The 26,027-nt window shown below is 67.4% G+C and carries 23 protein-coding genes and 2 pseudogenes; 12 read left to right on the top strand and 13 right to left on the bottom strand.

The window, feature by feature from the left end; all coding sequences use genetic code 11:
• Positions 1 to 8: 8 nt before the first annotated feature.
• The 9 genes from metC to AC07PF_RS10290 all read right to left on the bottom strand — a co-directional run bounded on the left by metC (position 9) and on the right by AC07PF_RS10290 (position 9,039).
• Positions 9 to 1,205, bottom strand: a complete 1,197-nt coding sequence (metC, locus tag AC07PF_RS10330; protein WP_494608828.1) for a cystathionine beta-lyase — start codon at positions 1,203 to 1,205, stop codon at positions 9 to 11.
• Entirely contained in the window at positions 1,202 to 1,843 is a 642-nt protein-coding gene (locus AC07PF_RS10325; protein WP_494611769.1) for a cysteine dioxygenase family protein, read from the bottom strand. The genes metC and AC07PF_RS10325 overlap by 4 nt, the downstream gene beginning before the upstream one ends.
• 41 nt (positions 1,844 to 1,884) lie before the next feature.
• Positions 1,885 to 2,745, bottom strand: a complete 861-nt coding sequence (locus tag AC07PF_RS10320; protein WP_494611768.1) for an amino acid ABC transporter ATP-binding protein — start codon at positions 2,743 to 2,745, stop codon at positions 1,885 to 1,887.
• Complete coding sequence (locus tag AC07PF_RS10315; RefSeq protein ID WP_494611767.1) at positions 2,732 to 3,529, bottom strand: amino acid ABC transporter permease; 798 nt, start codon at positions 3,527 to 3,529, stop codon at positions 2,732 to 2,734. Before AC07PF_RS10315 ends, AC07PF_RS10320 begins: the two co-directional genes overlap by 14 nt.
• The gene (locus AC07PF_RS10310; RefSeq protein WP_494611766.1) at positions 3,519 to 4,268 is read right to left on the bottom strand and encodes an amino acid ABC transporter permease; all 750 of its coding nucleotides are present in this window, start codon (positions 4,266 to 4,268) and stop codon (positions 3,519 to 3,521) included. Before AC07PF_RS10310 ends, AC07PF_RS10315 begins: the two co-directional genes overlap by 11 nt.
• Positions 4,265 to 5,530: an aminotransferase class I/II-fold pyridoxal phosphate-dependent enzyme gene (locus AC07PF_RS10305; protein WP_494611765.1), complete on the bottom strand. Its 1,266-nt coding sequence runs from the start codon at positions 5,528 to 5,530 to the stop codon at positions 4,265 to 4,267. Before AC07PF_RS10305 ends, AC07PF_RS10310 begins: the two co-directional genes overlap by 4 nt.
• Positions 5,531 to 5,549: 19 nt before the next feature.
• Positions 5,550 to 6,386, bottom strand: a complete 837-nt coding sequence (locus tag AC07PF_RS10300; protein WP_494611764.1) for a transporter substrate-binding domain-containing protein — start codon at positions 6,384 to 6,386, stop codon at positions 5,550 to 5,552.
• A gap of 89 nt (positions 6,387 to 6,475) precedes the next feature.
• Positions 6,476 to 7,321: a transporter substrate-binding domain-containing protein gene (locus AC07PF_RS10295; RefSeq protein ID WP_494611763.1), complete on the bottom strand. Its 846-nt coding sequence runs from the start codon at positions 7,319 to 7,321 to the stop codon at positions 6,476 to 6,478.
• Between the two features lie 113 nt (positions 7,322 to 7,434).
• Entirely contained in the window at positions 7,435 to 9,039 is a 1,605-nt protein-coding gene (locus AC07PF_RS10290; protein ID WP_494611762.1) for a rhodanese-like domain-containing protein, read from the bottom strand.
• Between the two features lie 604 nt (positions 9,040 to 9,643).
• On the opposite strand from AC07PF_RS10290, the gene AC07PF_RS10285 reads away from it, so the two are divergent.
• The 3 genes and pseudogenes from AC07PF_RS10285 (at position 9,644) to AC07PF_RS10275 (ending at position 11,964) form a co-directional block, all read left to right on the top strand.
• Complete coding sequence (locus AC07PF_RS10285; protein WP_494611761.1) at positions 9,644 to 10,030, top strand: ImmA/IrrE family metallo-endopeptidase; 387 nt, start codon at positions 9,644 to 9,646, stop codon at positions 10,028 to 10,030.
• A 46-nt stretch (positions 10,031 to 10,076) separates the two neighbouring features.
• Positions 10,077 to 11,227, top strand: a pseudogene (locus tag AC07PF_RS10280) (IS3 family transposase).
• A 356-nt stretch (positions 11,228 to 11,583) separates the two neighbouring features.
• A complete protein-coding gene (locus AC07PF_RS10275; RefSeq protein ID WP_494608847.1) occupies positions 11,584 to 11,964 on the top strand; it encodes a hypothetical protein in 381 nt (126 codons plus the stop codon).
• Between the two features lies 1 nt (position 11,965).
• On the opposite strand, the gene AC07PF_RS10270 is transcribed toward AC07PF_RS10275, so the two are convergent.
• Positions 11,966 to 12,961: a DNA-binding protein gene (locus AC07PF_RS10270; protein ID WP_494608846.1), complete on the bottom strand. Its 996-nt coding sequence runs from the start codon at positions 12,959 to 12,961 to the stop codon at positions 11,966 to 11,968.
• Between the two features lie 124 nt (positions 12,962 to 13,085).
• On the opposite strand from AC07PF_RS10270, the gene AC07PF_RS10265 reads away from it, so the two are divergent.
• Positions 13,086 to 14,159 (top strand): site-specific integrase, encoded by a 1,074-nt coding sequence (locus AC07PF_RS10265; protein WP_007853810.1) that lies wholly within the window; start codon positions 13,086 to 13,088, stop codon positions 14,157 to 14,159.
• Positions 14,160 to 14,177: 18 nt separating this feature from the next.
• On the opposite strand, the gene AC07PF_RS10260 is transcribed toward AC07PF_RS10265, so the two are convergent.
• The 3 genes from AC07PF_RS10260 to AC07PF_RS10250 are packed head-to-tail and all read right to left on the bottom strand — an operon-like array spanning position 14,178 to position 16,752.
• Positions 14,178 to 14,855, bottom strand: coding sequence for a hypothetical protein (locus tag AC07PF_RS10260; protein WP_145696662.1), 678 nt, complete (start codon positions 14,853 to 14,855; stop codon positions 14,178 to 14,180).
• The gene (locus tag AC07PF_RS10255; RefSeq protein ID WP_494611760.1) at positions 14,852 to 15,844 is read right to left on the bottom strand and encodes an SMI1/KNR4 family protein; all 993 of its coding nucleotides are present in this window, start codon (positions 15,842 to 15,844) and stop codon (positions 14,852 to 14,854) included. The genes AC07PF_RS10260 and AC07PF_RS10255 overlap by 4 nt, the downstream gene beginning before the upstream one ends.
• Complete coding sequence (locus AC07PF_RS10250; RefSeq protein WP_007853796.1) at positions 15,841 to 16,752, bottom strand: LysR family transcriptional regulator; 912 nt, start codon at positions 16,750 to 16,752, stop codon at positions 15,841 to 15,843. The genes AC07PF_RS10255 and AC07PF_RS10250 overlap by 4 nt, the downstream gene beginning before the upstream one ends.
• Positions 16,753 to 16,865: 113 nt before the next feature.
• On the opposite strand from AC07PF_RS10250, the gene AC07PF_RS10245 reads away from it, so the two are divergent.
• The 8 genes and pseudogenes from AC07PF_RS10245 to AC07PF_RS10210 form a co-directional block, all read left to right on the top strand.
• Positions 16,866 to 18,989 carry a 3-hydroxyacyl-CoA dehydrogenase NAD-binding domain-containing protein gene (locus tag AC07PF_RS10245; protein WP_494611759.1) on the top strand — a complete coding sequence of 708 codons (2,124 nt, stop codon included), beginning with the start codon at positions 16,866 to 16,868 and terminating at the stop codon, positions 18,987 to 18,989.
• A gap of 17 nt (positions 18,990 to 19,006) precedes the next feature.
• Entirely contained in the window at positions 19,007 to 20,188 is a 1,182-nt protein-coding gene (locus AC07PF_RS10240) for an acetyl-CoA C-acyltransferase (RefSeq protein WP_494611758.1), read from the top strand.
• A 12-nt stretch (positions 20,189 to 20,200) separates the two neighbouring features.
• A complete protein-coding gene (locus AC07PF_RS10235; protein WP_494611757.1) occupies positions 20,201 to 21,409 on the top strand; it encodes an acyl-CoA dehydrogenase family protein in 1,209 nt (402 codons plus the stop codon).
• Positions 21,410 to 21,419: 10 nt separating this feature from the next.
• Positions 21,420 to 22,544, top strand: a complete 1,125-nt coding sequence (locus AC07PF_RS10230; protein ID WP_494611756.1) for an acyl-CoA dehydrogenase family protein — start codon at positions 21,420 to 21,422, stop codon at positions 22,542 to 22,544.
• A gap of 43 nt (positions 22,545 to 22,587) precedes the next feature.
• Entirely contained in the window at positions 22,588 to 23,823 is a 1,236-nt protein-coding gene (locus AC07PF_RS10225; RefSeq protein WP_494611755.1) for a CaiB/BaiF CoA transferase family protein, read from the top strand.
• A gap of 43 nt (positions 23,824 to 23,866) precedes the next feature.
• Complete coding sequence (locus tag AC07PF_RS10220; RefSeq protein WP_494611754.1) at positions 23,867 to 24,868, top strand: Bug family tripartite tricarboxylate transporter substrate binding protein; 1,002 nt, start codon at positions 23,867 to 23,869, stop codon at positions 24,866 to 24,868.
• A 7-nt stretch (positions 24,869 to 24,875) separates the two neighbouring features.
• Positions 24,876 to 25,850, top strand: a complete 975-nt coding sequence (locus AC07PF_RS10215) for an NAD(P)H-dependent flavin oxidoreductase (RefSeq protein ID WP_494608765.1) — start codon at positions 24,876 to 24,878, stop codon at positions 25,848 to 25,850.
• 28 nt (positions 25,851 to 25,878) lie between these two features.
• Positions 25,879 to 26,027, top strand: a pseudogene (locus tag AC07PF_RS10210) (electron transfer flavoprotein subunit beta/FixA family protein); the annotation flags it as partial.

Here is a 26,027-nt window from a genome sequence, read left to right as displayed (position 1 = left end):
CCCGAAGCTCAGCCGCGCCGTCCCAGCGCCTGGGCCAGGTCGGCGATCAGGTCGGCAGGGTCTTCCAGGCCCACGTGCAGGCGCACCACCGGTGCCTCGCTGCGCCAGTGGCTGTGCTCGCGCAGCCGCTCGGGCGCGGCAGTGATGGCCAGGCTTTCGTACCCGCCCCAGGATGCGCCGATGCCGAAGAGCTGCAGCGCATCGACCACCCGGTCGGCCGCCGCTGGGTCGGTGCTGTCCAGCGCAAACGACACCAGGCCGCTGGCGCCCCGAAAGTCGCGCTGCCAGAGCCCATGGCCGGGGTCGTCGGGCAGGGCGGGGTAGAACACCCGCGCCACGCCCGCCTGCTGCTGCAGCCACGTTGCCACCTCGGTCGCATGGCGCTGGTGCTGGGCCAGCCGCACGGGCAGGGTGCGGATGCCGCGCAGGGTCAAGGCAGCGTCATCTGCGCCCACGGTGAGGCCCAGGGCCTCGTAGGCGTTCGATACCTTTTTGGCCAGGGCGGGGCTGTCCACCACCACCACGCCCTGCATCACGTCGGAATGCCCGGCCAGGTACTTGGTGGCTGCCTGCACGGAGATGTGGGCGCCATGCGCCAGGGGCTGGTAGAACCAGCCGCCGCTCCAGGTGTTGTCGGCCACCACGGTCAGGCCGCGCTCGCGTGCAATGCCTGCCAGGCGCGGCAGGTCGAGCACCTCATAGAGCAGCGAGCTGGGGGATTCCAGGTACACCAGCCGGGTGTTGGGGCGGATTTTGCCGGCCAAGTCGTCCTCTGAGGGTGAGAAAAACTCCAGCTCCACTCCCAGGCGCTGCAACAACAACTTGTCGATGCGGCGCAGCGGGGCATACACGCTGTCGGCCACCAGGGCATGCTCGCCAGGCGACAGAAGGGCCACCAGCACCAGCGCAATGGCCGACAGGCCCGACGGCGTGAGGAAGGCGCGGTGTCCGCCTTCGAGGCCGATCACCGCATCTTCGAGCGCGCGGTGGGTGTCCATGCCATGGCGGCCGTAGGCAGCCACGCGTTCGCCCTCGGCCCGGCGCTCGTGGTAGCGGTGGTAGGCCGCCATGCTCTCGAAGCGCACGGTGCTGGTGCGCACCACAGGCACGTTGACCGGGGCCGCGCCCTCGCGCAGCGCAGGCTGGCCCGCATGCAGCAGCCGGGTGACCGCGTTCAGGGGGGTTGTCGGTGCAGTCGCGCTCATGCCGCGGCCGTGCTGGGCTTGAACTGCGTGGCGTTGTAGTTGATCACCGCACCCGTGGCCGGGTCGATGCCGATGCGGCCCGACAGGCGCTCAAGCGGCTTGCCGTACAGGTGGAAGTGCAGCGTGGGCTCGGTGCCCACCACGTGAATGCTGTGCAGGTCGTCCGGTAGGAAGGCCACGGAGGTGCCCGGCTGCACCGTGAGCTCGCGCACCACGTGGATCTGGGCCTTGTCGGGGTTGCTGCCGTCGTCGGTGCGCTCGTATAGGCGGTTTTCCTCCTGGCCCTGCACGGCCACGATCACCGCCCAGGTGGTGTGGTTGTGCGGCAGCGTGGTCTTGCCAGGGTTGATGGAGTTCAGGTACAGCGCGATGCCTTCGTCGCCGTCGGCCGCGTTGAGGCGGTAGCGCGTGGATTCGCCCACGCCCGATGCCGGCGGCGGAAAGTCCGCGCGCGTGAACAGCGCGCCCTGCGCGGCCAGGGCCTCCAGCCGGGCGGTGACCCGGGCCAGCGTGGCACGGTCGGGCGGGCCGGCCTCTACCGTGCGGCGGATGTCGGCCAGGGCCTGGTCGATGGCCGCGCGGCGCTGGCTGGCCGTGGCGGTGGCGGGATCAGGGGTGGTGTGGGGTGTCGTGGTCATGGGGGTGGCTCCGGTCAAGGGATACGTTATGCGGTTCGGGCTCAGATGGCAAAGCGCAGCCCGCCAAACGGCGTGGCCGGCGCCGCGGGGTGCAGGGTGGCGGCCCGGGCGCGGCCGCCATCGCCCAGGGTGCGGCTGAGAAAGGCGCGCGTGCGTTCGCTCTCGGGCTGGCCGAAGATCCGTGCGGGCGGGCCCTGCTCGACGATGCGCCCGGCTTCGGTGAAGTACACGGCATCGCTCACCTCCTCGGCAAAGCGCATCTCGTGGGTCACCAGCACGCAGGTCATGCCACCCTGCACCAGCTCGCGGATCACGGTGAGCACCTCGCCCACGGTCTCGGGATCGAGCGCCGAGGTGACTTCATCGAACAGCATCAGCTCGGGCTGCATGGCCAGGGCGCGGGCAATCGCCACGCGCTGCTGCTGGCCGCCCGACAGTTCGCCCGGGTAAGCGGCCTCCTTGTGTGACAGGCGCACGCGGTCGAGCAGCTCGCGCGCCGTGCGCTCGGCATCGGCCCGCGCACGGCCGACCACACGGGTGGGGGCGATCACCAGGTTCTCCATCACCGTGAGGTGCGGAAACAGGTTGTACTGCTGAAACACGAAGCCCACGCGCTTGCGCAGCGCGATCAGCTCTGCCTCGGTGCGCAGCGCGTCCACGCGCGTGTCGCCCACCGCGATGCTGCCGTGCTGGGGCCGCAGCAGGCCGGTGATACAGCGCAGGATGGTGGACTTGCCCGAGCCCGAGGGTCCGATGATGGACACGGCCTCGCCCCGGCGCACTTGCACGTCGATGCCCTGCAGCACCTGGTTGCTGCCGAAGGACAGGTGCACGTCGCTCAGTTGCACCAGCGGCGTGCCCGCGTTCGGGGTGGAGGGGGCGGTGGTGTCAATGGTGGTCATGGCGTTGCTCCAGCGCGCGCGTGGCGCGGGCAATGGGGTAGCAATAGGCGAAGAAAAGGGCCAGCAGCGTGAAGTACACGAGGATGGTGAAATCGGTGCGGGCCACGGTGTTGCTGGCGATCTGGGCCGTGTCCACCACGTCGTGCACGCCCACCAGCGAGGCCAGCGAGGTGCTCATGGTGATGCTGGCGTACAGGTTCATCCACGGCGGCAGCATGCGCCGCAGGCACTGGGGCAGCACGATCAGCCGGAAGATGTCGCGCCGGCGAAAGGCCAGCGACTGCGCCGCCTCCCATTGCGTGCTCGGGATGGACTGGATCGCGCCGCGAAAGATCTCGGCCACGTTGGCGCTGGTAGGCAGGGCCAGGCCCAGCACCACCTTGATCCAGTCGGGAAACGGCAGGGTCCAGGACACCAGGTGCAGCTCGAACGGGAACACATAGGTGGTGAAGTACACCAGCACCAGCACCGGCGCATTGCGAAACACCTGGACATAGCAGCGCACCACCGTGCGCACCGCGCCGATGGGCGACAGCGCCAGGGCCCCGAGCACCAGCCCCACGGCCGTGCCCAGCGCCACCGCCAGCACGCTGATCTCGATGTTGACCAGCAGCCCGCGCAGCAGGGCCGGGGACCACTTCCACAGGTGCACCAGGGCCGTTGGCGTACTGCCCGTCGCGTTCCAGAACCCGAGCAGGGCCAGAACGGCCGCCGCGCCGATCAGCCACGGGTTGCGCACCAGCGCCAGCGGCACGGGGCGGCGCAGGACGATTTCATTGGCCATAGCCGGGCATCCTCAGTCGGTGTTCGAGCCAGCGGCCTGCGCGGCTCACCAGCCAGGTCAGCAGACCAAAATACAGCAGGATCAGGAGCAGCAGCTCGAGCACGTTGTCGCGGTGCGTCCAGATCATGATGGACTCGTAGGTCACGTCGCCCACCGCGATGGCCGAGGCCACGGCAGTCATCTTCACCAGGTCCACCAGGTTGTTGACCAGCGAGGGCAGCGCGAAGCGCAGGGCCAGCGGCAGCTGCACCCGCACCAGCAGCTGCTGGCGCGAAAAGCCCAGCGAGCGCGCGGCCTCCAGCGTCACGCGCGGCACGGCCTCGATGCCGGCGCGCAGGGCCTCCGCATGGAACACACCCTTGTGCAGCGACACCACGATCACCACCCACACCAGCGGCGTGAGCGGATTGCCCAGGCCGGTGCCCTTGAACTGCTGGCTGATGAGCATGTTGAGCACCAGAAAGGCGCAGTACAACTGCACAAGCGTGGGCGTGTTGCGCGTGACCTCCACGAAGGTCCGCGCCGGCAATGCCAGCCAGGTGCGGCCCGAGGTAAGCAGGGCTGCCAGAACGACGCCTCCCGCCAGGCTGCACGGTATGGTGAGCAGGCACAGCTGCAGCGTGACGCCCAGGCCACGGAGGAAGGCCTGGCGCTCACCCGCATCGAGCACGAACGCATAGTTGAGGCCTATGCCCTTGAGGGCGGCCACGCCCTGGGCCAGCCATTCGGCGCTGCTCATGCCGTGGCCAACTCTGCCGTCGCGGGAGGGCGCAAGGCACCCACCGCGCGGGAGATACGCCGTGCGGCCTCGGCCAGGGCAGCATCGCTGGCGGCGATGGAAATGCGAAAGTAGGGCGAGAGCCCGTAGGCCTGCCCATCCACCACGGCCACGCCTTCGGATTCGAGCAGCCATTCGACGAAATCGGTGTCCGATGCAATTGGCCGGCCATCCGGCCGCAGGCGGCCCAGCACCCCGGCACAGTTCACGTAGGCGAAGAAGGCCCCCTCTGGCGCCAGAAGCGACAGCCCCTCGATGGCGTTGAAGGCCTGCACCACAAAGGCCGCGCGCTGCGTATAGGTGGCACGCGCCTGGGCCACGAAGGACTGGTCGGGCGAAGTCAGTGCCGCCGCCACGGCCGCCTGGCCGATGGCATTGGCGCCAGAGGACACCTGCGACTGGATCACCGTCATCGCCTGCACCAACGCCTGCGGCCCAGCGCCCCAGCCCACGCGCCAGCCGGTCATGGCATAGGTCTTGGAGGCGCCGTTGACCAGCAGCGTGCGCTCCTTGAGGTCCGGCGCCACGCGGAGCAGATGCGCAGGCGGCTCGGCGCCGAACCAGATGTTTTCGTAGATCTCGTCGACCAGCACCCAGACTGCGGGGTGGCGCTGCAGAACCTCGGCCAGGGCCACCAGTTCGCCGGCGCTGTACACCGCGCCGGTGGGGTTGGAGGGGGTGTTGAGCACCAGCCAGCGCGTGCGCGGGTTGATGTGGGCCTCGAGCGCCGCCGCGGTGAGCTTGAAGCCCGTGGCCTCGGTGCAGGGCACCAACACCGGCGTGCCATCGTTCACGCGCACCATGTCCGGGAACGAGGTCCAGTACGGCGCGGGCAACAGCACCTCGTCGCCCGCGTCCAGCGTGGCGGCGAAGGCGTTGTACAGCACCTGCTTGCCGCCATTGGCGACGATGACCTGCGAGGGCGGGTAGAACAGCGCGTTATCGCGCGCGTACTTGGCGCTGATGGCCTGGCGCAGGGCCGGGGTGCCGGGCGTGGCGGTGTACTTGGTCTCGCCGCGGGCCAGCGCGGCCGTGGCCGCCTGCTTGATGAAGTCCGGCGTGTCGAAATCGGGCTCGCCCGAGGTCAGCGTGACGATGTCGCGCCCCTCGGCCCGCAGTGCCGTGGCCCGGGCGCTGGCAGCGGCCACGGCCGACAGGCGCACGCGCTGGGCGCGTTGCGACAGGCGCAGCGGGGCGACGTGGGTGGGGGTAGGCTGGGTCATGGAAGGCAGGCCAGGCCCATCAGGCGGGCGTTTTCTTGAATTTCTGGTGCAGCTGGTGCAGCAGCGGCGTGGGCGTCATGCCATTCTTCTTTTCCACCTCGATCAGCCAGCCGGTGCGGTGCCAGTGCTGCACGATCCTGTCGAGTGCCGCCTGGGTGTCGGCCTCGCCCTTGCGCACCCAGATCACCGAAGGCGAAGGGATCAGGTCCGCGGGCGAGACGATCTCGTAGTCCTTCCAGTCGGCGTTGTCGGCCACCAGTTCGCGCAGCGTGGGGCTCACGTGCACGGCCACGGCGCAATTGCCGCCGCGCAGCGCCAGCAGCGATTCGGGCTGGCCGCGGAAGGCCTTGATCTGCGCGCCGTACTGGTCGGCCAGCGGCTTGGTGAAGTTGCTGCCCTGCGATACGCACACCGGCTTGCCTTTCACGTCCTCCCAGCGGGCGATGCCGCTGCCCTTGCGGGCGATGGCGGCGCCGCCGACTTCCTCGAACGGCGTGGGCACGAAGTCGAGGATCTCGCTGCGCTCCTGCGTCCACTGCATGTTGGCGATCAGGATGTCGACCTTGCCCTGCTGCAAAAACTGCACGCGGTTGGAGGGCTGGACCTGCACCGTCTCGACCGCCACGTTCAGGCCCTTGGCCACGCCTTCGGACAGCTCCACGTTGTAGCCGATGTGCTTTTGCGTCGCGGGGTCGATGGTGCCGAAGGGCGGGCCCGACAGGATCACGCCCACCACCATCTTGCCGCGCTGCTTGATGCGGTCGAGCGTGGCGTCGGCGTGGGCGGGCGTCGCCAGTGCCAGCAGCAGGGGCAGGGCGGCGCTGGCCTGGGCGAAGAGGCGGTGCAAAGGGTTCATGGGTGATTCACGTGGGTTGGTGCGCAAAAGCAGCAGCCCCTGCGGGCGGCAGGGGCCGGGCACAAGGGCGGATCGAGGCGGCGGGCGGTTTAGGAGCCCTGTTTGAATTTGGCTTGCAGCTCGGGCAACAGGGGCTGCGCAGGCTCGATGCCCAGGCGTTTTTCGGTGGCGATGAGCCAGCCGCTGCGGTGCCATTCGCGCACCACCTTGTCCACGGCCGCGATGGTGTCGGCCTCGCCCTTGCGGGTCCACACCACCGACGGGGCCGGCAGCAGCTCGGCCGTGATCGGGGCGTTGTACCCGCTCCATTCAGGGTTGGTACGCAGCAGGGGGTGGATCAGCGTGGCGTCGTGCACCGCCGCCACGCAGTTACCGCCCTTGAGCGCCAGCAGCGATTCGGACGAGCTCTTGAAGCCCTGCACCTGCGCGCCGTACTCGGCCGTGAGGGGCTTGGCGTAGCTGCTGCCCTGCGACAGGCAGACCGGCTTGCCGCGCAGGTCTTCCCAGCGGCTAATGCCGCTGTTCTTGAGCGTCGCCGCCGTGCCGCCCACGCGGTAGAACGGGGTGGGCGCATAGCCCAGGATCTCTGCGCGCTCGGGCGTGAGTTCCATGGAGGCGATCAGCAGGTCCACCTTGCCGCCCTGCAGGAACTGCACGCGCGTGGCCGTCTGCACCTGCACCAGGTCGGCGTCGACGCCCAGGCCCTTGGCCAGCGCACGGGCCAGCTCGGGGTTCCAGCCCACCAATTGCTGGTTGGCCGGGTCGATGGAGCCAAACGGCCCGCCGTTGATCAGCACGCCGATGGTGACCTTGCCGCGCTGCTTGATCTTGTCGAGCGTGGCGTCGGCATGCGCGGCCGGGCTGGCAAAGGCCAGCAGGGAGGCCGCGGCAAGGGTGGAAGCGAGGAGGGAAGGGCGGGGAAGGCGAAGCGGCATGGGGGTACTACAGGAAAACCCGCATGGTGCCGCTCTGCATGTCCTCAGAAAACAAATGTTTCCAGATATCCATATCTGGATTCCGTTGCGCGTACCTCCTCCGTCCCTGGGGTTCAGGCGTGCACTGGCTCCCGCTGCGGCAGGCGGAAGACGCCCAGCTCTTCGGGCGAGCACTGGGCGATGAGGCCCGTTTCCCACTCAAGGTAGCGCCGCGCCGCGTCGAGGTTGCCGTCGTGACGGTCGTGCACAAAGAACAGGTAGTCAATGGCTTCGCCGTCGCCTGGGCTGTCGGGCGATGCCTCATGGCCCAGACCTGCGCCAGACCAATGGGCATGCGCGGTCCAGTGGACATGGCGCCAACCCGCTTCGGCCAGATCAACCGCAGCCAGTTGGGCCGTGGCCGCATCGGGCGCGATCAGCAGCACCGGGGCATCCGGCGCAGAGGCGGCCGATTGCAACGTGGCAACGATGCGGGGCCGCACCGCCCAGCGGGCGCCCGCGGGGTGCTGTCGGCGGTGCGCCACCGAGGCCTGCAAGTCCAGCAGCACGGGCTGCTGCTGTGCCACCCACTGCGCAAGTTCTTCTGCAGCCACCTCGGTGAGGGAGGGCAGGGCGGCCAGGTGCTGCACCGGGGAGGGCACGCGCAAGGCCGCGCCGATGCCACCTTCAACCACGCCAGTCTCGTGGCCCAACCGTGCAAGCCAGGCGGCCACGACCGGGGCGCGCACACCATCATCGTCCAGCAGCAGCGCACGGCCGCCACGCACGCCGATGGTCTGGTCGGTGGCCTGCAGCAACTGGCCGCCAGGTGCGTGCCGCGCGCCAACCAGCGTGCCCTTCGCAAACTCCTCGGCTGTGCGCACGTCCAGCACATAGGTGGTACGTGCGCTGTCGTCGAGCCATGCCTGGGCCTCTGGCGCGCTGAGCAGGTACACGCCCGCCTCCTGCGCCAGACGACGGGCGGCTGCCTGGTCGCCGGCATGCGCTGCCAAGGGCTGCTTCACGCCGCTGCGGTTGCTGCCGTGCTCCAGCGTGAGCCCGGCCAGGGCCCAGCCCTGGGTACCGTTCTCCAGCGCAAGCACGGGGTTGGGTACGCCCAGGCTGCGCAGGATTTGCGCGCCGATGATGCTGCGCGTGCGGCCGGCGCAGTGGATCACGATGGGCGTGGCGGCATCCGGCACCAGGCTGCGCCAGCGCAGGGCCAGTTCGCCATTGGGGACCGAGACCGCGCCCGGAATGGCCATCTTCTGGTGCTCTTGCGCCGTGCGGCCATCGAGCAGCACCAGGGGTTCGTTCGCATCCAGGCGAGCCTGCAGTTGCCGAGCGCTGATGTGGGGGGTGTCGAAGGCGTACTCCACCAACTCGCCAAAGGTTTTGGAGGGCAGGTTCACGCCCTTGAACAGCGTAAAGCCGGCCTGCTCCCATGCGGGCGTACCGCCTTCAAGGACATGCACTTGGCCATACCCCAGCGTGGCCAGCCGGCGAGCAGCCTTGTCGGCCACACCATCGCCTGCGTCCACCAGCACCACGCGCGTGTCCGGGCGAGGGACCAAATGGCCTATGTCGATCTCAAGACGGCTGTAGGGTGCGGGAATCGCGAAAAAGGGGTGGCCTTCGCCGAACTGGCCCGCTTCACGGACATCTAGCAGGGCGATTTCTTGACCATCGAGCAGCCATGTTTGGAGGGTCTTTGGAGAGATCAACGAGAAATGAGGCATGGTGGCACCCGATATCCGGCCAACTGGAGGTCGGTCAACGGGAAGAGAGTAGGAAAGCAGGCGAAGACCATAAAGCCACTTTGCCCAAGAGCTCAGAATCTATTTGAATATGCAAAGTTGTTTTCTGTTGTTGCAGCGCGGATATCTACGTTCGGTGGACGCGGACGAAGTCTCTTTCAAGAACCGAAGGCGTGGCGTTCAAGCACTAAGCCTCTGCAGGACAAAGGCCGCCAAGGACCTCAAGGAAGAGATCCGGCTGATCCATAAGCGCTAGAAGTTCGTATGGGCTTTGGGGGATTGGGGCATCGACCGAAGATGAAGATGCTTGATAGACCAATCGCCAAAGCGACCATGAGATCAAGAATGAGTACCTCGAAGCAGGGCAGGATGTAGCTGCGCTTACCAAGCAAACGCACGAAGTGCTTCGCAACGCGGTGGCTGCAAGCATGCGAGCGAAGCTTGCCTCGGTCAAAGCTGCGACCAAGGCAGCTGTTGCAAGTCATAGCACCCAGCCAGACCGCCCTGCAATGGACAGGTTAAAAGCGCTTGTGGCCGACGGTGTACGACGATCTGGCGAGCATGGGAATCATCAAACCAGAGAGCCATGGCGATTGACCCCTCCCTCCTTAGCCCACCTGAAAGGCTCCTGTGGCAGCTTGGAGTGCGGGAACCTTCTCATATCGATCTGGAGGCGATAGCGAACTACCGAGGGGCTGAGGTCATCTATCGCCGCCTTTGCGGCTGTGCTGCTCGACTGGTAGCTGCTGGCGACAAGGCGGTGATCAGCGTCGGCATTGGCAGTTACCCCCGTCGCCAGCGGTTTTCGCTCGCTCACGAGTTGGCCCACTGGATTTGCGACAAGGATCGCGGGTCATTTCAATGCGCGAATGAAGACATCGGACCTCAAAATGCCGAAGCGTACGCCAATGCGTATGCGAGCGAGCTGATTTTGCCGAGCTTCCTCGTTGTCCCCTTGAATCGCCCCGGCTGAACTAGACACCTTCGAGCCTCAAACCTGAGGCCCACTAGGAGGTGCCATGACAAAGCAGCCATATCCCGAAGAGTTCAAGATCGAAGCGGTCAAGCAGATAACGGAGCGAGGCCACCGAGTAGCCGATGTATCCGCCCGGATCGGCGTGAGCCAGCACAGCCTGTACAAGTGGATCAAGGTCTATTCGGTGCCTGCGCCAGAACGACAGATGCAGACGTCCCAGACCGAGGAGCTGCGACGGCTGAAGGCTGAACTCAAGCGCGTGACCGAGGAGCGTGACATCCTAAAAAAAGCCGCCGCGTACTTTGCCAGGCAGTCCGGGTGAGGTACGCGTTCATCAAGCAGCATGCGCAGGAACACAGCGTGCGGCGCATGTGCAAGGTGATGCAGCTACACCCCAGCGGCTACTACGCGTGGAAGGCAGCGCCGCATAGTCCACGGGCCAAGGACGACTAGAGGCTTCTGGGCTTGCTCAAGCAGGCATGGCTGGAGAGCGGCGGTGTCTACGGCTACCGCAAGCTCACGCTGGACATGCGCGACCTGGGCGAGCGTTGCGGCAAGCATCGCGTGGCGCGGTTGCTCAAGATCGAAGGCCTGCGATCGCAGACGGGCTACGTCCGCCGGCCTGGAATGCGAGGCGGCAAGCCCGCCGTGGTCGCACCAAACCATCTGAAGCGTCAGTTCAAGGTGGATGAGCCCAATCAGTCTTGGGTCACTGACATCACCTACATCCGAACCCACGAAGGCTGGCTGTACCTGGCGGTTGTGGTCGATCTGTTCTCACGCCAGGTAGTGGGCTGGTCCATGGGCAGCCGCATTGACACGAGCCTGGTCCTCGATGCACTGCTGATGGCGCTATGGCGCCGCCAGCCGCGTACACCTGTCATGGTTCATTCCGATCAAGGCTGTCAGTTCACCGGCCACGAGTGGCAGACCTTCCTGCGCGACCACAACCTGGTCAGCAGCATGAGCCGGCGTGGCAACTGCCACGACAACGCTGTGGCCGAGAGCTTCTTCCAACTGCTCAAGCGCGAACGCATCCGCAGGCGGGTCTATGCAACCCGTGATGATGCGAGAGCGGACGTCTTCAACTACATCGAAATGTTCTACAACTCACAGCGCCGTCATTCATCGGCGGCAGGACTATCCCCTGTAGAGTTCGAACAGCGACATTCCCAACGGCTCAAAAGTGTCTAGATAAGCCGGGGCGATTCAACTCAAGGTGGTGAGGTGATGGTCGGATCGCTGGCAAACCGCCTTGCTGAACGGCGTTTCTTCCGTCTGACTGCACAAGTTCTCTGCCGTCGGACAGGTGCCACCAGCCAGATCGAGCACTGGGTGGGGCCAGGTTCAGCTCTTCTGCAGCCTGGGTACCATGACTAGATACGATGTATATTATGTTAAATCAAAGAAGCGCGATTTGAGTGATTTCTGACCAGGCATGCCAGGCCCGTCTGGCCGATCCCTCTTTCTCCCGCCCCTTGCTCTTCTTTTCGCTTCCGGGGAATTCGAGCTCCAGACAGGTCCGATCCCGTCGCCCTATGATCGCGGCCATGCTGATCTCCCACCTCCAACGGGCGCTCCTGGTGGCGGCCGTCCTTGTCTCGACCACCGTGGCTGCCCAGTCCGCCAGGGAATCCTTCAGCGTGGCCGAGTCCAAGGCGGCCATCCTCGACACCTTGCCCCATCCCAAGGGCACCAAGTTCCGCCAACTTTTCCTGTCGGAGCATGGCGACTCCAAGGTCACGCTCTGTGGCGAGATCAATGCGAAAGACCGCTCGGGTACGTACCTCGGGTTCCGGCGCTTCATGGTGGATGACCTTGGAGAATCGATGCGGGACCCGATGGACACTGCCGCGGGCTCCTGGCAGCAATCGATCTTCGACCGTGTCTACAAACGGGCGTGCTCCGACCGGTTCAGGGACGTCAAATAGTCTAGGCCCTGTTCCTGCGCACCCTCGTTTTCGGTGCAGCCCCCGGAGCGGGCGCTGGCGGCGTTGTGGGGAGCCGGTCGCGCAGTTCGTTGAGCACGGCCAGCATGTCGCCGCTGCGCGCGTCGAGCTTCGCCTGCAGGCCTTGCACCTCGTCGCGGGCGGATTGCAGTTCCTGGGACAGGCCTGCCTTGTCGATCTGCAGCGCGCCCACCTGGGCGTCGCGCTCCCGGGTCCTGTCCATCGCATCGGCCAGGGCCTTGGCTGCCTTCTTGCCGTCGCCCTCCAGTTGCAGCGCCAGCCGCCTGGATTCCTGGCGGGCGCGGTCGACCTCGGCATGGAGCCTGCGTTCCTGGGTCTGTGAGCGCTCTTCGAGCCGGGAGCGCTCGGCGTGGTGTTCCATCTCCCTGGCCTCCAGGCGTCGCCGATCTGCATCCGCTGCCTGGCGCAGCTGCACGCCCTCGGTGCGTGCGCTGTCCCATTGCTGCTGGCAGGCCTGCAGTTGCTGCTGCAGTTCCTGGGTCTGGCGCACCAGGTCGGCGACCTGGGCATCGCGGGCCTGCATGGCCACCGCATAGGCTGCGCTGCGATCGTCCAGGCGCTGCTTTTCCCGCGCCAGCCCATCCTGCTCCTGGCGTAGTGTTTCGACCTGGGCATCCAGCTCAGCGCGGGCGTCTGCCAACTGGGCGGCCGCCTGCTCATCCGCATGCTGGAGCGCCCTGCCCCACAGGGTTTTCGCTGCCCTCATCACAGGCCCCGGCAAGGGAATCCCGGCATCGGTTGCTCCTTCCACCGGGTCTGCCGGCGCCTGCAGCCGCCTGGCCAGCGAGCCATACCACCCATCGAGCATGGGGCCCACCGTATTCGGCGAGCCGCGACCCAGCTGCAGGCGCACCCGCTCGATGGTCGGCCTTTCCCCGAGCGCGAGAACGGCGTCTGCCGCGGCCCACACCTCTTCCATCTGAACGCCGCGCGGCCCTCTCGCACTTTTCGCTTGCATTGCGCCACTCCATTCCTAAAATTACCATCGATAACTGAAGATTATCGTGAGTAAATTGTTGAATTCATAGTAAACAATACATCATATGTTCGATAAATGCAAAAAATGGCCTGAAGGAGCATGAATGCGCTTGCCAGCCCTGAAAACGCATGCCGCGCTGCAGCCTGGCGTGCTCTCGGATGTGACGGCACTCGCCGTCGATCAGCTGCTGCGCGAGGGCGAGTCCGCCAACACCCTGGCCAGCTACCGGTCGGCCCTGCGCTACTGGGCTGCCTGGTTCAATGTGCGCTACGGCCAGCCGATCGCGCTGCCGTTGCCGCCAAGTGCCGTTCTGCAGTTCGTCGTCGACCATGCGCAGCGCACGACCGCCCAGGGCCTGGCCCACGAGTTGCCGGCGGCCATCGATGCGACGCTGGTCGAAGCGGGTTTCAAGGGCAAGCCGGGGCCCATGGCGCTGAGCACCCTGCTGCACCGCGTTTCGGTGCTGTCCAAGGCCCACCAGGTGCGGGGCATGGAAAATCCCTGCCAGGACGCCAAGGTGCGCGAGTTGCTGTCGAAGACCCGCCGGGCCTACGCCAAGCGGGGAGACTTGCCGCAGAAGAAGAACGCCCTGACCAGGGACCCCTTGATGGCGATCCTGGCGACCTGCGATGCCTCCAGCCTGAAAGGGCTGCGCGATCGCGCCCTCCTCCTGTTTGCCTTCGCCAGCGGCGGACGCCGGCGTTCGGAGGTGTCTTCGGCAGACATGAAGCACCTGCGGCAAAGCGGGCCGGCCGCGTTCGTCTACACCCTTGCCCACTCCAAGACCAACCAGGCCGGTGCGGACCGGCCGGAGAACCACAAGCCGATCCAGGGGATGGCGGGCGAGGCCTTGCAGGCATGGCTGGCGGTCTCGGGGATTGCCGAGGGTGCGATCTTCAGGCGTGTGCGCAAAGGCGGCAGGCTCGGTGAGGCGCTGTCGGCCGCCGCAGTGCGCGGCATCGTTCAGGAGCGTGCGCAGGCGGCCGGGCTACCCGATGGGTTCTCGGCGCACTCGCTGCGCTCCGGCTTCGTGACCGAGGCCGCGACCCAGAAGGTTCCGATGGCCGACACCATGGCCATGACCGGCCACCGCAGCGTGGCCAGCCTGCTCGGGTATTTCCGAGCCTCGGACGCCAGCCCGGCTGCGCGGCTGCTGGAAGAAGACGCCCAAGGTTGATGCGGGCGACGACCAGCGCTACGGAAGATCCTTCGCACGGACGCCCAGGCGCAGGCTGGCGCAGAAGGCCGAGAACTCGCCCGTGTTGTCGATGGGCGGGTTTTGCAGCTGCACGAGGAGGTTGGGCGCGAACTGCACCAGCGTGACCTCGGTGCTGCCCGAACCGGCATAGATGCCCGTGGACGGGGTGCGCGTGCGCAGCCAGAACATGCGCACGATGGTCTCGCCTCTCCAGGCGGGCTTGCCGCAGAACTCGCCCGCTTCGGCGGGCTGGTCACCGGCATGCGCGTTCGGCACCATCCAGCGGCCATCCTCGGCGCGCGTGAAGGACTCCAAAAGCGCAGTGCCCCCGGAGTCCGCGCGCGCCACCCGCACACTGGGTGTCGGAGGGCCGGCATCGATCCTCCAGTCGCACACCTTGTAGGGCGGCTGGCCGCCCTGCTCCTGGTCCTTGCATTCGCCGCGGGGTGCGGGTTCGGCCCGGACCTTGACGATGTCGAAGGCGCATGCGCGGCCATTGCGTTCATCCGCGGAACGTTGGGGCCGGGTGACTTTGTAGCCGGCAGGCAGATCGAATTCAAGGCCACAGGCTGCGACATGGACGGTGGCCGCCTGCTCGGCCCGGGCGGCGGGAAGGACACCCATGGAGGCCAACGCCGCCAGGAAGGCCAGGGTGCGGTGCGCGTGGCCCTTCATGCGGCTTCCGGCCGGCCATCGGTGAGCTGTCGCAGCAGCTCCGCCCGGAAATCCGCGCTGAAGCCCCAATGGCCATCCACCTGCACCAGTTCGCCGGTGCTGGCGCGCGCCTGGAACCAGTCCTCCACGAAGCCCGGTGCCCAGCCGCCAGTGCCGAAATTCGCGCTGCCCACCATCGCGATGACGCCGGGGTAGGACTGCATGAAGCCTTCCATCGAGCGCACCGGGCGGCTGTGGCTGAGCAGCAGGAACTGCGCGGCGTACATCCGGTGCGAGTTCGCGTCCGCATGCAGCGCGAAAAAGCCCTTGTCCTCCACGATGGCCTCGGCCAGGCGGCGGATGGCCGCGGGCATCCGCGGGTCGGGCCACTGGTCGCAGAGCTTTTGCAGCCGCGAGTGGAAAGGCGCGCTGCGCACATGGTCCAGCGCGTCGTTCTTCACGTCCTCGGGGTCGTCCTCGTATGCGGATTCATGCACCAGACTGCGCACGAAGGTCTCGAAGTCCGGCGCGAGCGGCGTGATGCGGTAGTCGCTCTCCTGGTCCACGTGCACTACGGCGGGCTCGCCGGCCGGCCCGCAGGCACGGTAGTCGAGCGCGATCATGTCGTGCCCGGCCGAGGGGCAGTCGCCGAAGTACACGCCGATGTCCGGGTAATCCCACTCCTCGATCTTGAAGCGGCTGCCCAGGCTGCCGCACAGGCTCCACTGCTGTGCGAAGCCAATGCCTTTGAAGGCGCTGATCGCCACATGGTCGTCGGCCCAGGAACTCGGCTGGTCGGTGGGAAAGCAGCAGCGGGCCGGAATGCCGCCGTTTTGCGACTGCATCAGCGCGATGTAGCTGGCCGGCAGCCGGTAGCCCAGCGCGGCCTCGACGGCGGCAATGGCCGCAGGCGTGGGCGGCGGCTCGACATATTCCTTGTGCGCGTAGTCGCTGTCCTCCCAGAAACCGGACAGATCGAAGCCCGAAAACGGAGTCGTCCTGGTGTTCATGCGCCCTGCCCCCCTTCCCCTTGCGCGGCCCGCGCCTTGTCCAGCAAAAATTCGATGCACAGGCGCACCGCGCGCGTCTGGTGGCGGTTGGGCATGTACAACAGGTGCATGCGGGTGCCGAAGATGCTCAGGCGGTAGTCGTCCAGCGTGGTCAGCACTTCGCCCGATTCGATGGCGTCCTTCACCACGTAGTCCGGCACCAGGCCCACGCCCAGGCCCGCGAGGATGCCCTGGCGCAAGAACGGGAAGTGCTCGGAGATCAGCGTCGGCTCCAGCAGCAGCTCCTGCCGCTCATCGCCCTGGTAGGCACTCAGGCGCAGCTGGCGGCCCGTCACGCCGGCGGTGATCAGCGGGGCGCTGCGCAGCTCGAACAACGTCTGGGGCAGTCCGTGCTGCTGGGCAAAGGCGCGCGAGGCGCAGGCGATGTAGCGCACCGTGCCCAGGCTGCGCGCCACCAGGGACAGCGGCGGCTCCTGGATCACGCGGATGGCGATGTCCACCTCGTCGCGCAGGTTGTCGGCGCGGTTCTCGAACAGCACGTCCAGCACGATGCCGGGGTACAGGCGCTTGAACTCGATCAGCCAGTCGCTCATCACGATCTGCCCATAGCCGCTGGGCACGCTGATGCCCACGCGCCCCTGCAGGCCCTGCCCCAGGGTGGCGATGGTCTCGCGCGCGGCCAGCATCTCGTTTTGGATGCTGCGGCCGTGCTCGTACAGGCGCATCCCCACCTCGGTGGGCTCGACCCGGCGCGTGGTGCGCCGCACCAGCTGCACGCCCACGGATTTTTCGAGCTGGGTCAGGTGGTAGCTGACATTGGCGCGGGACACCTTGAGCTTGCGCGCGGCCTGGCTTAGGTTGCCGCTGTCGATGATTTCGACCAGCAAGGCCAGAGAGTGGGAATCCATGAACTTATTGTCTTAATTATTTTGACAGTCTGTCAATTAGAGAAGGGATTGTTATAAATCATTGTCACCGCAAGAATCCCGGTTTTCCAAAAGCCCATAGAGGAGACATGCGCGTGACCCTTCAAGCCCCTGCTTCTGTCGTTCGGTGGACCCCGCAAGAGGGCGTGCTGCTGGTCAGCGTGGACAACCCGCCGGTGAATGCCCTGGGGGCCGCCGTGCGCCAGGGGCTGATGGCCGCGATTGCCCAGGCCGAGGCCGATGCCGGCATCCAGGCCGTGCTGATCGTGGGCGAAGGCCGCGCCTTCATTGCCGGTGCCGACATCCGCGAGTTCGGCAAGCCGCCGGTGCCGCCGGCCCTGCCCGAGGTCTGCCAGGCCATCGAAGCCTGCCGCAAGCCGGTGGTGGCCGCCATCCACGGCGCGGCGCTGGGCGGTGGGCTGGAAGTGGCGCTCTCGGCCCACTACCGGCTGGTGCTGACCGGGGCCCAGTTGGGCCTGCCCGAAGTGTTGCTGGGCCTGCTGCCCGGCTCTGGCGGCACGCAGCGCGCACCGCGCCTCATGGGGGTGAAGGCCGCAACCGAGCTCATGCTCAGCGGCAAGCACCTCAACGCCCAGGCGGCGCTGGCCTCTGGCCTGGTGGATGCGGTGGCCGAGGGCAGCGACTCCGTGGCCGCCGGTCTGGCCTATGTGCGCGAGCTGCTGGCCCGCCAGGCGCCGGTGCGCCCCACCAGCGCCCTGCCCGGGCGCCTGGCCGACAAGGCCGCGGCCCAGACCGAACTCGATGCCCTCAAGGCCGAGACCGCCAAGTCCGCGCTCGGCCTGTTCTCCCCCATGAAGATCATCGACTGCGTGCAGGCCGCGCTGGACCTGCCTTTCGCGCAGGGCATGCAGTTCGAGCGCGCGCAGTTCCTGGCCTGCCTGGACAGCCCGCAGCGCGCCGGCCTGATCCATGCCTTTTTTGCCGAGCGCGAAGTCGCCAAGGTGCCCGAGGCCAAGGCCGCCGCACCGCGCCCCATCACCGCTATCGCTGTGATCGGCGGCGGCACCATGGGCGCCGGCATCACCGTCTCGGCCCTGGACGCCGGCCTGCCCGTGACCATGATCGAGCGCGACGAGGCCTCGATCGCCCGCGGCCGGGCCCATGTGGAAAAGGTCTACGACGCCCTGGTGGCCAAGGGCCGCATGAGCGCCGAGGCCAAGGCCGCCACGCTGGCGCGCTACACCGGCAGCACGCGATACGAGGACATTGCCAGCGCCGATCTGGTGATCGAGGCGGTGTTCGAGGACATCGAGGTCAAGAAGACCGTGTTCCGCGAGCTCGACCGTGTCTGCAAGCCCGGTGCCGTGCTGGCCACCAATACCTCCTACCTCGACATCGACGCGATTGCGGCCTCCACGGCACGCCCGCAAGACGTGATCGGCCTGCACTTCTTCAGCCCCGCCAACATCATGAAGCTGCTGGAGATCGTGGTGCCCGCCCGGGTCAGCGCCGACGTGGTGGCCACCGCCTTCGAGCTGGCCAAGCGGCTCAAGAAGGTGCCGGTGCGCGCCGGCGTCTGCGACGGCTTCATCGGCAACCGCATCCTGGCCGTGTACAAGCAGGCGGCCGACTACCTGATGGAAGACGGTGCCAGCCCGTACGAGATCGATGCCGCCGTGCGCGGCTTCGGCTACCCCATGGGCCCTTTCCAGGTGACTGACCTGGCCGGTGGCGACATCGGCTGGGCCACGCGCAAGCGCCGTGCCGCCACGCGCGACCCCAAGGCGCGCTATGTGGAGATTGCCGACCGCATCTGCGAGCGCGGCTGGTTCGGCCAGAAGACCGGCCGGGGCTTTTACCTCTACCCCGAGGGCGCCCGCGTGGGCCAGAGCGACCCCGAGGTGCTGGCCATCGTTGACGCCGAGCGCGCCAGGAAGGGCGTGGTGCCGCGCCCGTTCAGCGCCGACGAGATCATGCGCCGTTACATGGCCGCCATGGTCAACGAAGGCGCCAAGGTGGTGGCCGAGGGCATCGCCCTGCGCCCGCTGGACGTGGACGTGACCTTCCTGTCGGGCTACGGCTTCCCGCGCTTTCGTGGCGGCCCCATGAAGTGGGCGGACATGCAGGGCCTGCCCCAGGTGCTGGCCGACATCCGCGAATTCGCCAAGGACGACCCGCTGTTCTGGCAGCCCGCCCCCCTGCTCGAACAGCTGGTGGCCGAGGGCCGCAATTTCGACAGCCTGAACCAAACCGCTTGAACCAGGAGACACCCACCATGCGCGAAGCCGTCATCGTTTCCACCGCCCGCACCCCGCTGGCCAAGTCGCACCGCGGCGAATTCAATGCCACGCCGGCCGCCCAGTTGGCCGCGTTCTCTCTCACGGCGGCCGTCGAGCGCTCGGGCGTGGACCCCGAGATGTTCGAGGACTTCATCCTGGGCTGCGGCAACCCCGACGGCTTCCAGGGCCGCAACCTGGGCCGCCAGACCGTGCTGCGTGCCGGGCTGCCGCTGTCGGTGGCGGGCACCACGGTCACGCGCTTTTGCGCCTCGGGCCTGCAGTCCATCGCCATCGCGGCCGGCCGCATCGTGGCCGAGGGCGTGCCGGCGATGATCGCGGGCGGGGTGGAAACCATCTCGGGCATGCGCCCGGGCAACAACCTGCCCACCGACATGGACCCCTGGCTCGTGGAGCACAAGCCCGCGCTGTACATGGCCATGATCGACACCGCCGATGTGGTGGCCCAGCGCTACGGCATCTCGCGCGAGGACCAGGACGCCTTCTCGCTGCAGAGCCAGCAGCGCACGGCGGCCGCGCAGGCTGCGGGCCTGTTCGACGCCGAGATCATCCCCTGCGCCACGCGCATGGCCGAAAAGAACAAGGACACCGGCGAGGTCACCTACCGCGAGGTGGTCGCCACGCGCGACACCTGCAACCGCCCCGGCACCACGCTCGAAGGCCTGCTGGCGCTCGAACCCGTCAAGGGCCCCGGCCAGTTCGTCACGGCCGGCAATGCCTCGCAGCTGTCCGATGGCTCCTCGGCCTGCGTGCTGATGGAGGCCAGGGAGGCCGAGCGCCTGGGCCTGCAGCCGCTGGGCGCCTTCCGCGGCATAGCGGTGGCCGGCTGCGAGCCCGATGAGATGGGCATCGGCCCGGTGTTCGCCGTGCCCAAGCTGCTGGCGCGCCATGGCCTCACGGTGGAGGACATCGGCCTGTGGGAGCTCAACGAGGCCTTCGCCTCGCAGGCCCTGTACTGCCAGCGCCGGCTGGGCATTCCCATGGAGCGGCTGAACGTCAACGGCGGCGCCATCTCCATCGGCCACCCCTTTGGCATGACGGGCGCACGCCTGGCCGGCCACATCCTGCTCGAAGGCCGGCGCCGCAAGGCGAAATGGGGCGTGGTGACCATGTGCATCGCCGGTGGCATGGGCGCCGCCGGTTTGTTCGAGATTTTCTGAGAGAGGCACGACATGGATCTCCAATTCACCCCTGAGGAACAGGCCTTTCGCGAGGAAGTGCAGGCCTTTCTGAAAGACCAACTGCCCGCTGCCCTGGCGCACAAGGTCAAGGCCGGACAGCGCCTGACCAAGGCCGACCAGGAAGGTTGGCACGCCATCCTCAACGCACGCGGCTGGCTGGCCAACCACTGGCCCGCGCAGTACGGCGGCCCCGGCTGGGGCGCGGTGCAGAAGTTCATCTTCGACACCGAGTGCGCCGTCGCGGGCGGGCCGCGCATCGTGCCGTTCGGGCTCAACATGCTGGGCCCGGTGCTCATCAAGTACGGCAACGAGGCACAGAAGCAGCACTGGCTGCCACGCATCCTGAGCGGTGCCGACTGGTGGTGTCAGGGTTACTCCGAGCCTGGAGCGGGCTCGGACCTGGCCTCGGTCAAGACCATGGCCGTGCGCGGATCGGACGGAAAGGGCGAGCACTACATCGTCAACGGCCAGAAGACCTGGACGACCCAGGGCCAGCATGCCAACATGATCTTCTGCCTGGTGCGCACCCAGCGCGAGGCCAAGGCCCAGGCGGGCATCAGCTTTCTGCTGGTGGACATGGACACCCCGGGCGTGGAGGTGCGCCCCATCCGCACGCTCGACGGCTACAGCGAGGTCAACGAGGTGTTCTTCACCGATGTGCGCGTGCCGGTCGAGAACCTGGTGGGCGAAGAGAACAAGGGCTGGACCTACGCCAAATACCTGCTGACCTACGAGCGCACCGGCATCGCCGGCGTGGGCTTCTCGGTGGCCGCGCTCGAAAAGCTCAAGGTCATCGCCGCCAGGGTGCAGCGCAATGGCCGCCCGCTGGACCAGGACCCGCAGTTCGCCACGCGCATGGCCAAGGTCGAAATCGACCTCGAGAACATGAAGACCACCAACCTGCGCGTGATCGCGGCCGTGGCCGGCGGCGGCGTGCCGGGGGCCGAAAGCTCCATGCTCAAGATCCGCGGCACCGAGATCCGCCAGGAGATCCTGTCCTTGATCCGCCGCGCCATGGGCCCTGCGGCCCTGCCCTACATCGAGGAGGCGCAGCACCAGGACCTTGCAGGCCCCTCCACGGGCCCTGCCGAGGCGGCCACGGCGGCAGCCAACTACTTCAACTACCGCAAGCTGTCGATCTTCGGCGGCTCCAATGAAATCCAGAAGAACATCATCTCCAAGATGATCCTGGGCCTGTGAGGTTGCCGCGATGAACTTTGAACACACCGAAGACCGCCGCATGCTGGCGGACACCCTGGACCGCTTCGTGGCCGGGCAGTGCCCCATGGAGACCCGCAACGCCATTGCCTATGGCGCGACCGGCATGTCGCCGGACCTTTGGGGCCAGTTCGCCGAGCTGGGCGCCATTGGCGCCCTCTTCCCCGAAGCCGATGGCGGCTTTGGCGGTGCCGGCTTCGACATCGCAGTGGTCTTCGAGGCCCTGGGCCGTGGCCTGGTGGTGGAGCCCTTTCTCGGGGCCCTGATGGTCGGGCGCGCCCTGGCGGCGGCTGGAACGCCTGCGCAAAAGGAGCGCATTGCGGGCCTGATCGACGGCAGCACCGTGGCCGCGCTGGCGCACGACGAGCCGGGCAGCCACTACGAACTGGCGCGCGCCGCCACGCAGGCCGTGCGCAACGACAAGGGCTGGGCACTTTCGGGCGCGAAGGCCATGGTTGTGCAGGGCGCGCAGGCGCAGCTGTTGCTGGTCTCGGCCCGCACCGCGGGCGCGGTGGACAGCGAGGATGGCATTTCGCTGTTCCTCGTGCCGGCCGATGCGCCCGGCGCGGAGCGCCGCGGCTATGGCCGCATCGACGGTGGGGGCGCTGCCGACATCGCCTTCAACAATGTGCAGCTGGGCGCGGACGCGCTGCTGGGCACCGAGGGCCAGGGCCTGGCCACGCTGGAGCTGGCCCTGGGCTGGGGCGTGCTGGCGCTGTGCGCCGAGGCGCTGGGCGCCATGGAGGTGGCCAAGAAGGATACGCTCGAATACCTGCAGACGCGCAAGCAGTTCGGCGTGCCGATCGGCAGCTTCCAGGCGCTGCAGCACCGCATGGCCGACCTGCTGCTGGAGGTGGAACAGGCACGCTCGGCCGTGATCAACGCCGCGGCCGCCATGGATGGCGAGCGCGTGGAGCGCGAACGGGCACTGTCGGCCGCCAAGTTCACCATCGGCCGCATTGGCGCCCTGGTGTCCGAGGAGAGCATCCAGATGCATGGCGGCATCGGCATGACCTGGGAGCTGCCGCTGTCGCACTATGCCAAGCGGCTGGTGATGATCGACCACCAGCTGGGCGACGAAGACCACCACCTGGCGCGCTACATGGCGCTGGGCTGACACCGGGCCCCCATTTTTCCGGGACACCCAAGGAGACTGAACCATGACCATCCAACAACCGTCCCAGGAAATCGACCTTCCCCTCGAAGGGGTGCGCGTGCTGGACCTCTCGCGCGTCTTCGCCGGGCCGCTGTGCGGCCAGGTGCTGGCCGACTTCGGCGCCGAGGTCATCAAGGTCGAGCACCCAGGCCGCGGCGACGACACGCGCGACTGGGGCATGCGCATCGGCAAGACCGAGACCACCTACTACAACAGCATGAACCGCAACAAGCGGTCCATCACGCTGGACCTGCAAAGCCCCGAGGGCCTGCGGATCATCCACGACCTGCTGCCGCAGTTCGACGTGGTGATCCACAACTTCAAGACCGGCGGCGCCGAGAAGCTGGGCCTGGGCTATGAGCAGCTGAGGGCCATCCGGCCCGACCTGGTCTACTGCGCCGTGGCCGGCTACGACGCGAGCGGCCCCGAGGCCAAGCGCCCCGGCTACGACCTGGTGATCCAGGGCGAAGCCGGCCTCATGGCGTTGAACGGCGAAGCCGAGCAGCCGCCCCTGAAGTTCGGCGTGGCCGTGGTGGACCTGGTGACCGGCATGCATGCCGCCCAGGCCGTGCTGGCCGCCCTGTTCCGCCGCGAGCGCACGGGCAAGGGCCGGCTCATCGAGATGGCGCTGTACGACTGCGGCATCATGGTCACCGGCTACTACGGGCTCGACGCGCTGCAGCTGGGCCGCGACCCGGCGCGCTACGGCAACGCCCACCCCTCCATCGTGCCCTACGGCATGTTCGAGGCGGCGGACGGCCCGCTGATCATCGCCGTGGGCAACAACACGCAGTTCGACAAGTTCTGCCGCCAGGTCATCGGGCGGCCGGACATCGTCGAAGACCCGCGCTTCGCGACCAATGTGGAGCGCGCCAAGAACAGGCCGGCACTGGTGCCGCTGCTCAACGGCATGATCCGCTCACTGCCGCGCGATGTGCTGCTCGAACGCATGGCGGCCGCCGGCATCCCTTGCGGCCGGGTTGCGGGCCTGCACGAGGCCTTGACCAGCGAGCGCACCCGCGCGAGCGGCCTGGTGCAGGACATGCCCCACCCCGTGACCGGCACCACACCGGTGTTTGCGCCGCCCTATCGGCTGGACGGCCAGCGCCTGCCTGTGCGCAATGCACCACCCACGCTGGGCGAGGGCACGCGCGAAGTGCTGCAGCGCCTGCTTGCGCTGGGCGAGGACGAGCTGCAGCAACTGCAGCAGCAGGGCGTGCTGACCCTTCCGACCGCCTGACCCCACCCATGCAAACCGACCTTCACAACACCGAGACAAGACCATGAGAACCTCTTTCAACCGCCGCACGGCCTTGCAGGGCCTGGCCGCCCTGGGCAGCGCAGGCCTGCTGGGCAGCAGCCTGGCCCAGCCCGCCAAGGATGCCTGGCCTGCCAGCCTGATCAAGCTGATCGTGCCCTTCCCGGCCGGCGGCCCGACCGACACGGCCTCGCGCATCGTCGGGCAGAAGCTGGCCGAGCGCCTCAAGCAGGCCGTGGTGGTGGAGAACCGCCCGGGCGCTTCGGGCTCCATCGCCGCGCTGCAGGTGATGAAGGCCGAGCCCGACGGCTACACGCTGATGATGCTGGCCACCCCCACCCTGCTGGCGCCCCACCTGTACAAGAAGGCGGGCTACGACACGGTGAAGGACTTCGCCCCGGTGGCCACGGTGTACGACCTGCCCATCGTCGTGGTGGTCAACCCCACCCAACTGCCGGACGTGACCGACCTGCGCAAGCTCATTGCCCACGCCAAGGCGCAGAAGACGCCGCTCAACTACACCAGTTCGGGCGCGGGCAGCTTCGGCCACCTGAGCATGGAGCTGCTCAAGCAGATGGGCGGCTTCGACATGCAGCACGTGCCCTACAAGGGCGGCGTTCCGGCCATCACCGACACCATCGGCGGCCAGGTGCCGGTGATGTACGCCGACCTGGTGGCCGCCCTGCCCCACATCAAGGCCGGCAAGCTGCGCGCCATCGCCATCGGGTCGCCCCAGCGCGTGGCCATGCTGCCTGATGTGCCGACCATCGCCGAGCAGGGCTTCAAAGGCTATGACGCCGTCTCCTGGGGCGGCCTGCTGGCCCCTGCGGGTACGCCCAAGGCGGTGGTGGAGCGCATCGCCGGCGAGGTCCGCCAGATCCTGGCCGACAAGGAGATCCAGGAAAAGCTGCTGCATGCCGGTGCCATCGCCCGCTTCCAGGACCCGGCGCAGATGGGCCAGCACCTGCAGCAGGACTATGCCAAGTGGGGCCAGCTGATCCGCGAAAAATCCATCGCCACGGAGTGACACCGCCATGAAGACACGCATCACCGAACTCTTCGGCATCGAGCACCCGATCATCCAGGGCGGCATGCACCACGTGGGCCTGGCCGAGCTGGCGTCGGCCGTCTCCAATGCGGGTGGCCTGGGCATGGTCACGGGGCTGACGCAGCGCACGCCCGAGCTGCTGGCGCGCGAGATCGCGCGTTGCCGCGCCATGACGGACAAACCCTTTGGCGTTAACCTCACTTTTCTGCCCTCGGTCAACCCGCCCGACTACCCGGGCTACGTGAAGGCCATCATCGACGGCGGCGTGAAGGTGGTCGAGACCGCGGGCAACAACCCGCAGAAGTGGCTGCCGGCGCTCAAGGAGGCCGGCATCAAGGTCATCCACAAATGCACCTCGGTGCGCCATGCGCTCAAGGCCCAGGCCATCGGCTGCGACGCGATCAGCGTCGATGGCTTCGAGTGCGGCGGCCATCCGGGCGAGGACGACGTGCCCAACTTCATCCTGCTGCCGCGGGCGGCAGAAGAGCTGAGCATCCCCTTCGTCGCCTCGGGCGGCATGGCCGACGGCCGCTCGCTCGTGGCCGCGCTGGCCCTGGGCGCCGAGGGCATGAACATGGGCACGCGCTTCATCGCCACACAGGAGGCTCCGGTGCACGAGAACGTCAAGCGCGCCATCGTCGCGGCCAGCGAACTCGACACGCGCTTGGTCATGCGCCCGCTGCGCAACACCGAGCGGGTGCTGAGCAACGCCGCCGTGGAGCGCCTGCTGCTCAAGGAGCGCGAGCTGGGCGCGGCGATCACCTTCGAGGACATCCTGCCCGAAGTGGCCGGTGTCTACCCACGCATCATGCAAAGCGGCGAGATGGATGCCGGCGCCTGGTCCTGCGGCATGGTCGCCGGGCTGATCCACGACGTGCCCACGGTGCAGCAATTGATCGACCGGACCATGGCCGAGGCCCATGCCCTGATCCACGAACGCCTGGCAGGCCTGGCCCGCTGAGCCTTCCACCCACTCCAGAAAGAATTCCATGAAAGCAATCGTCGCCGTCAAGCGCGTGGTGGACTACAACGTCAAAGTCCGAGTCAAGTCGGACCAAACCGGTGTGGACATCGCCAACGTGAAGATGAGCATGAACCCCTTTGACGAAATCGCCGTCGAAGAGGCCGTGCGCCTGAA

It is taken from the genome of Acidovorax sp. GW821-FHT10A04 (genome assembly GCF_059415825.1).
The sequence above is the reverse complement of the archived record's forward strand: the minus strand, read 5'-3'. Positions and strand labels throughout refer to the sequence as shown.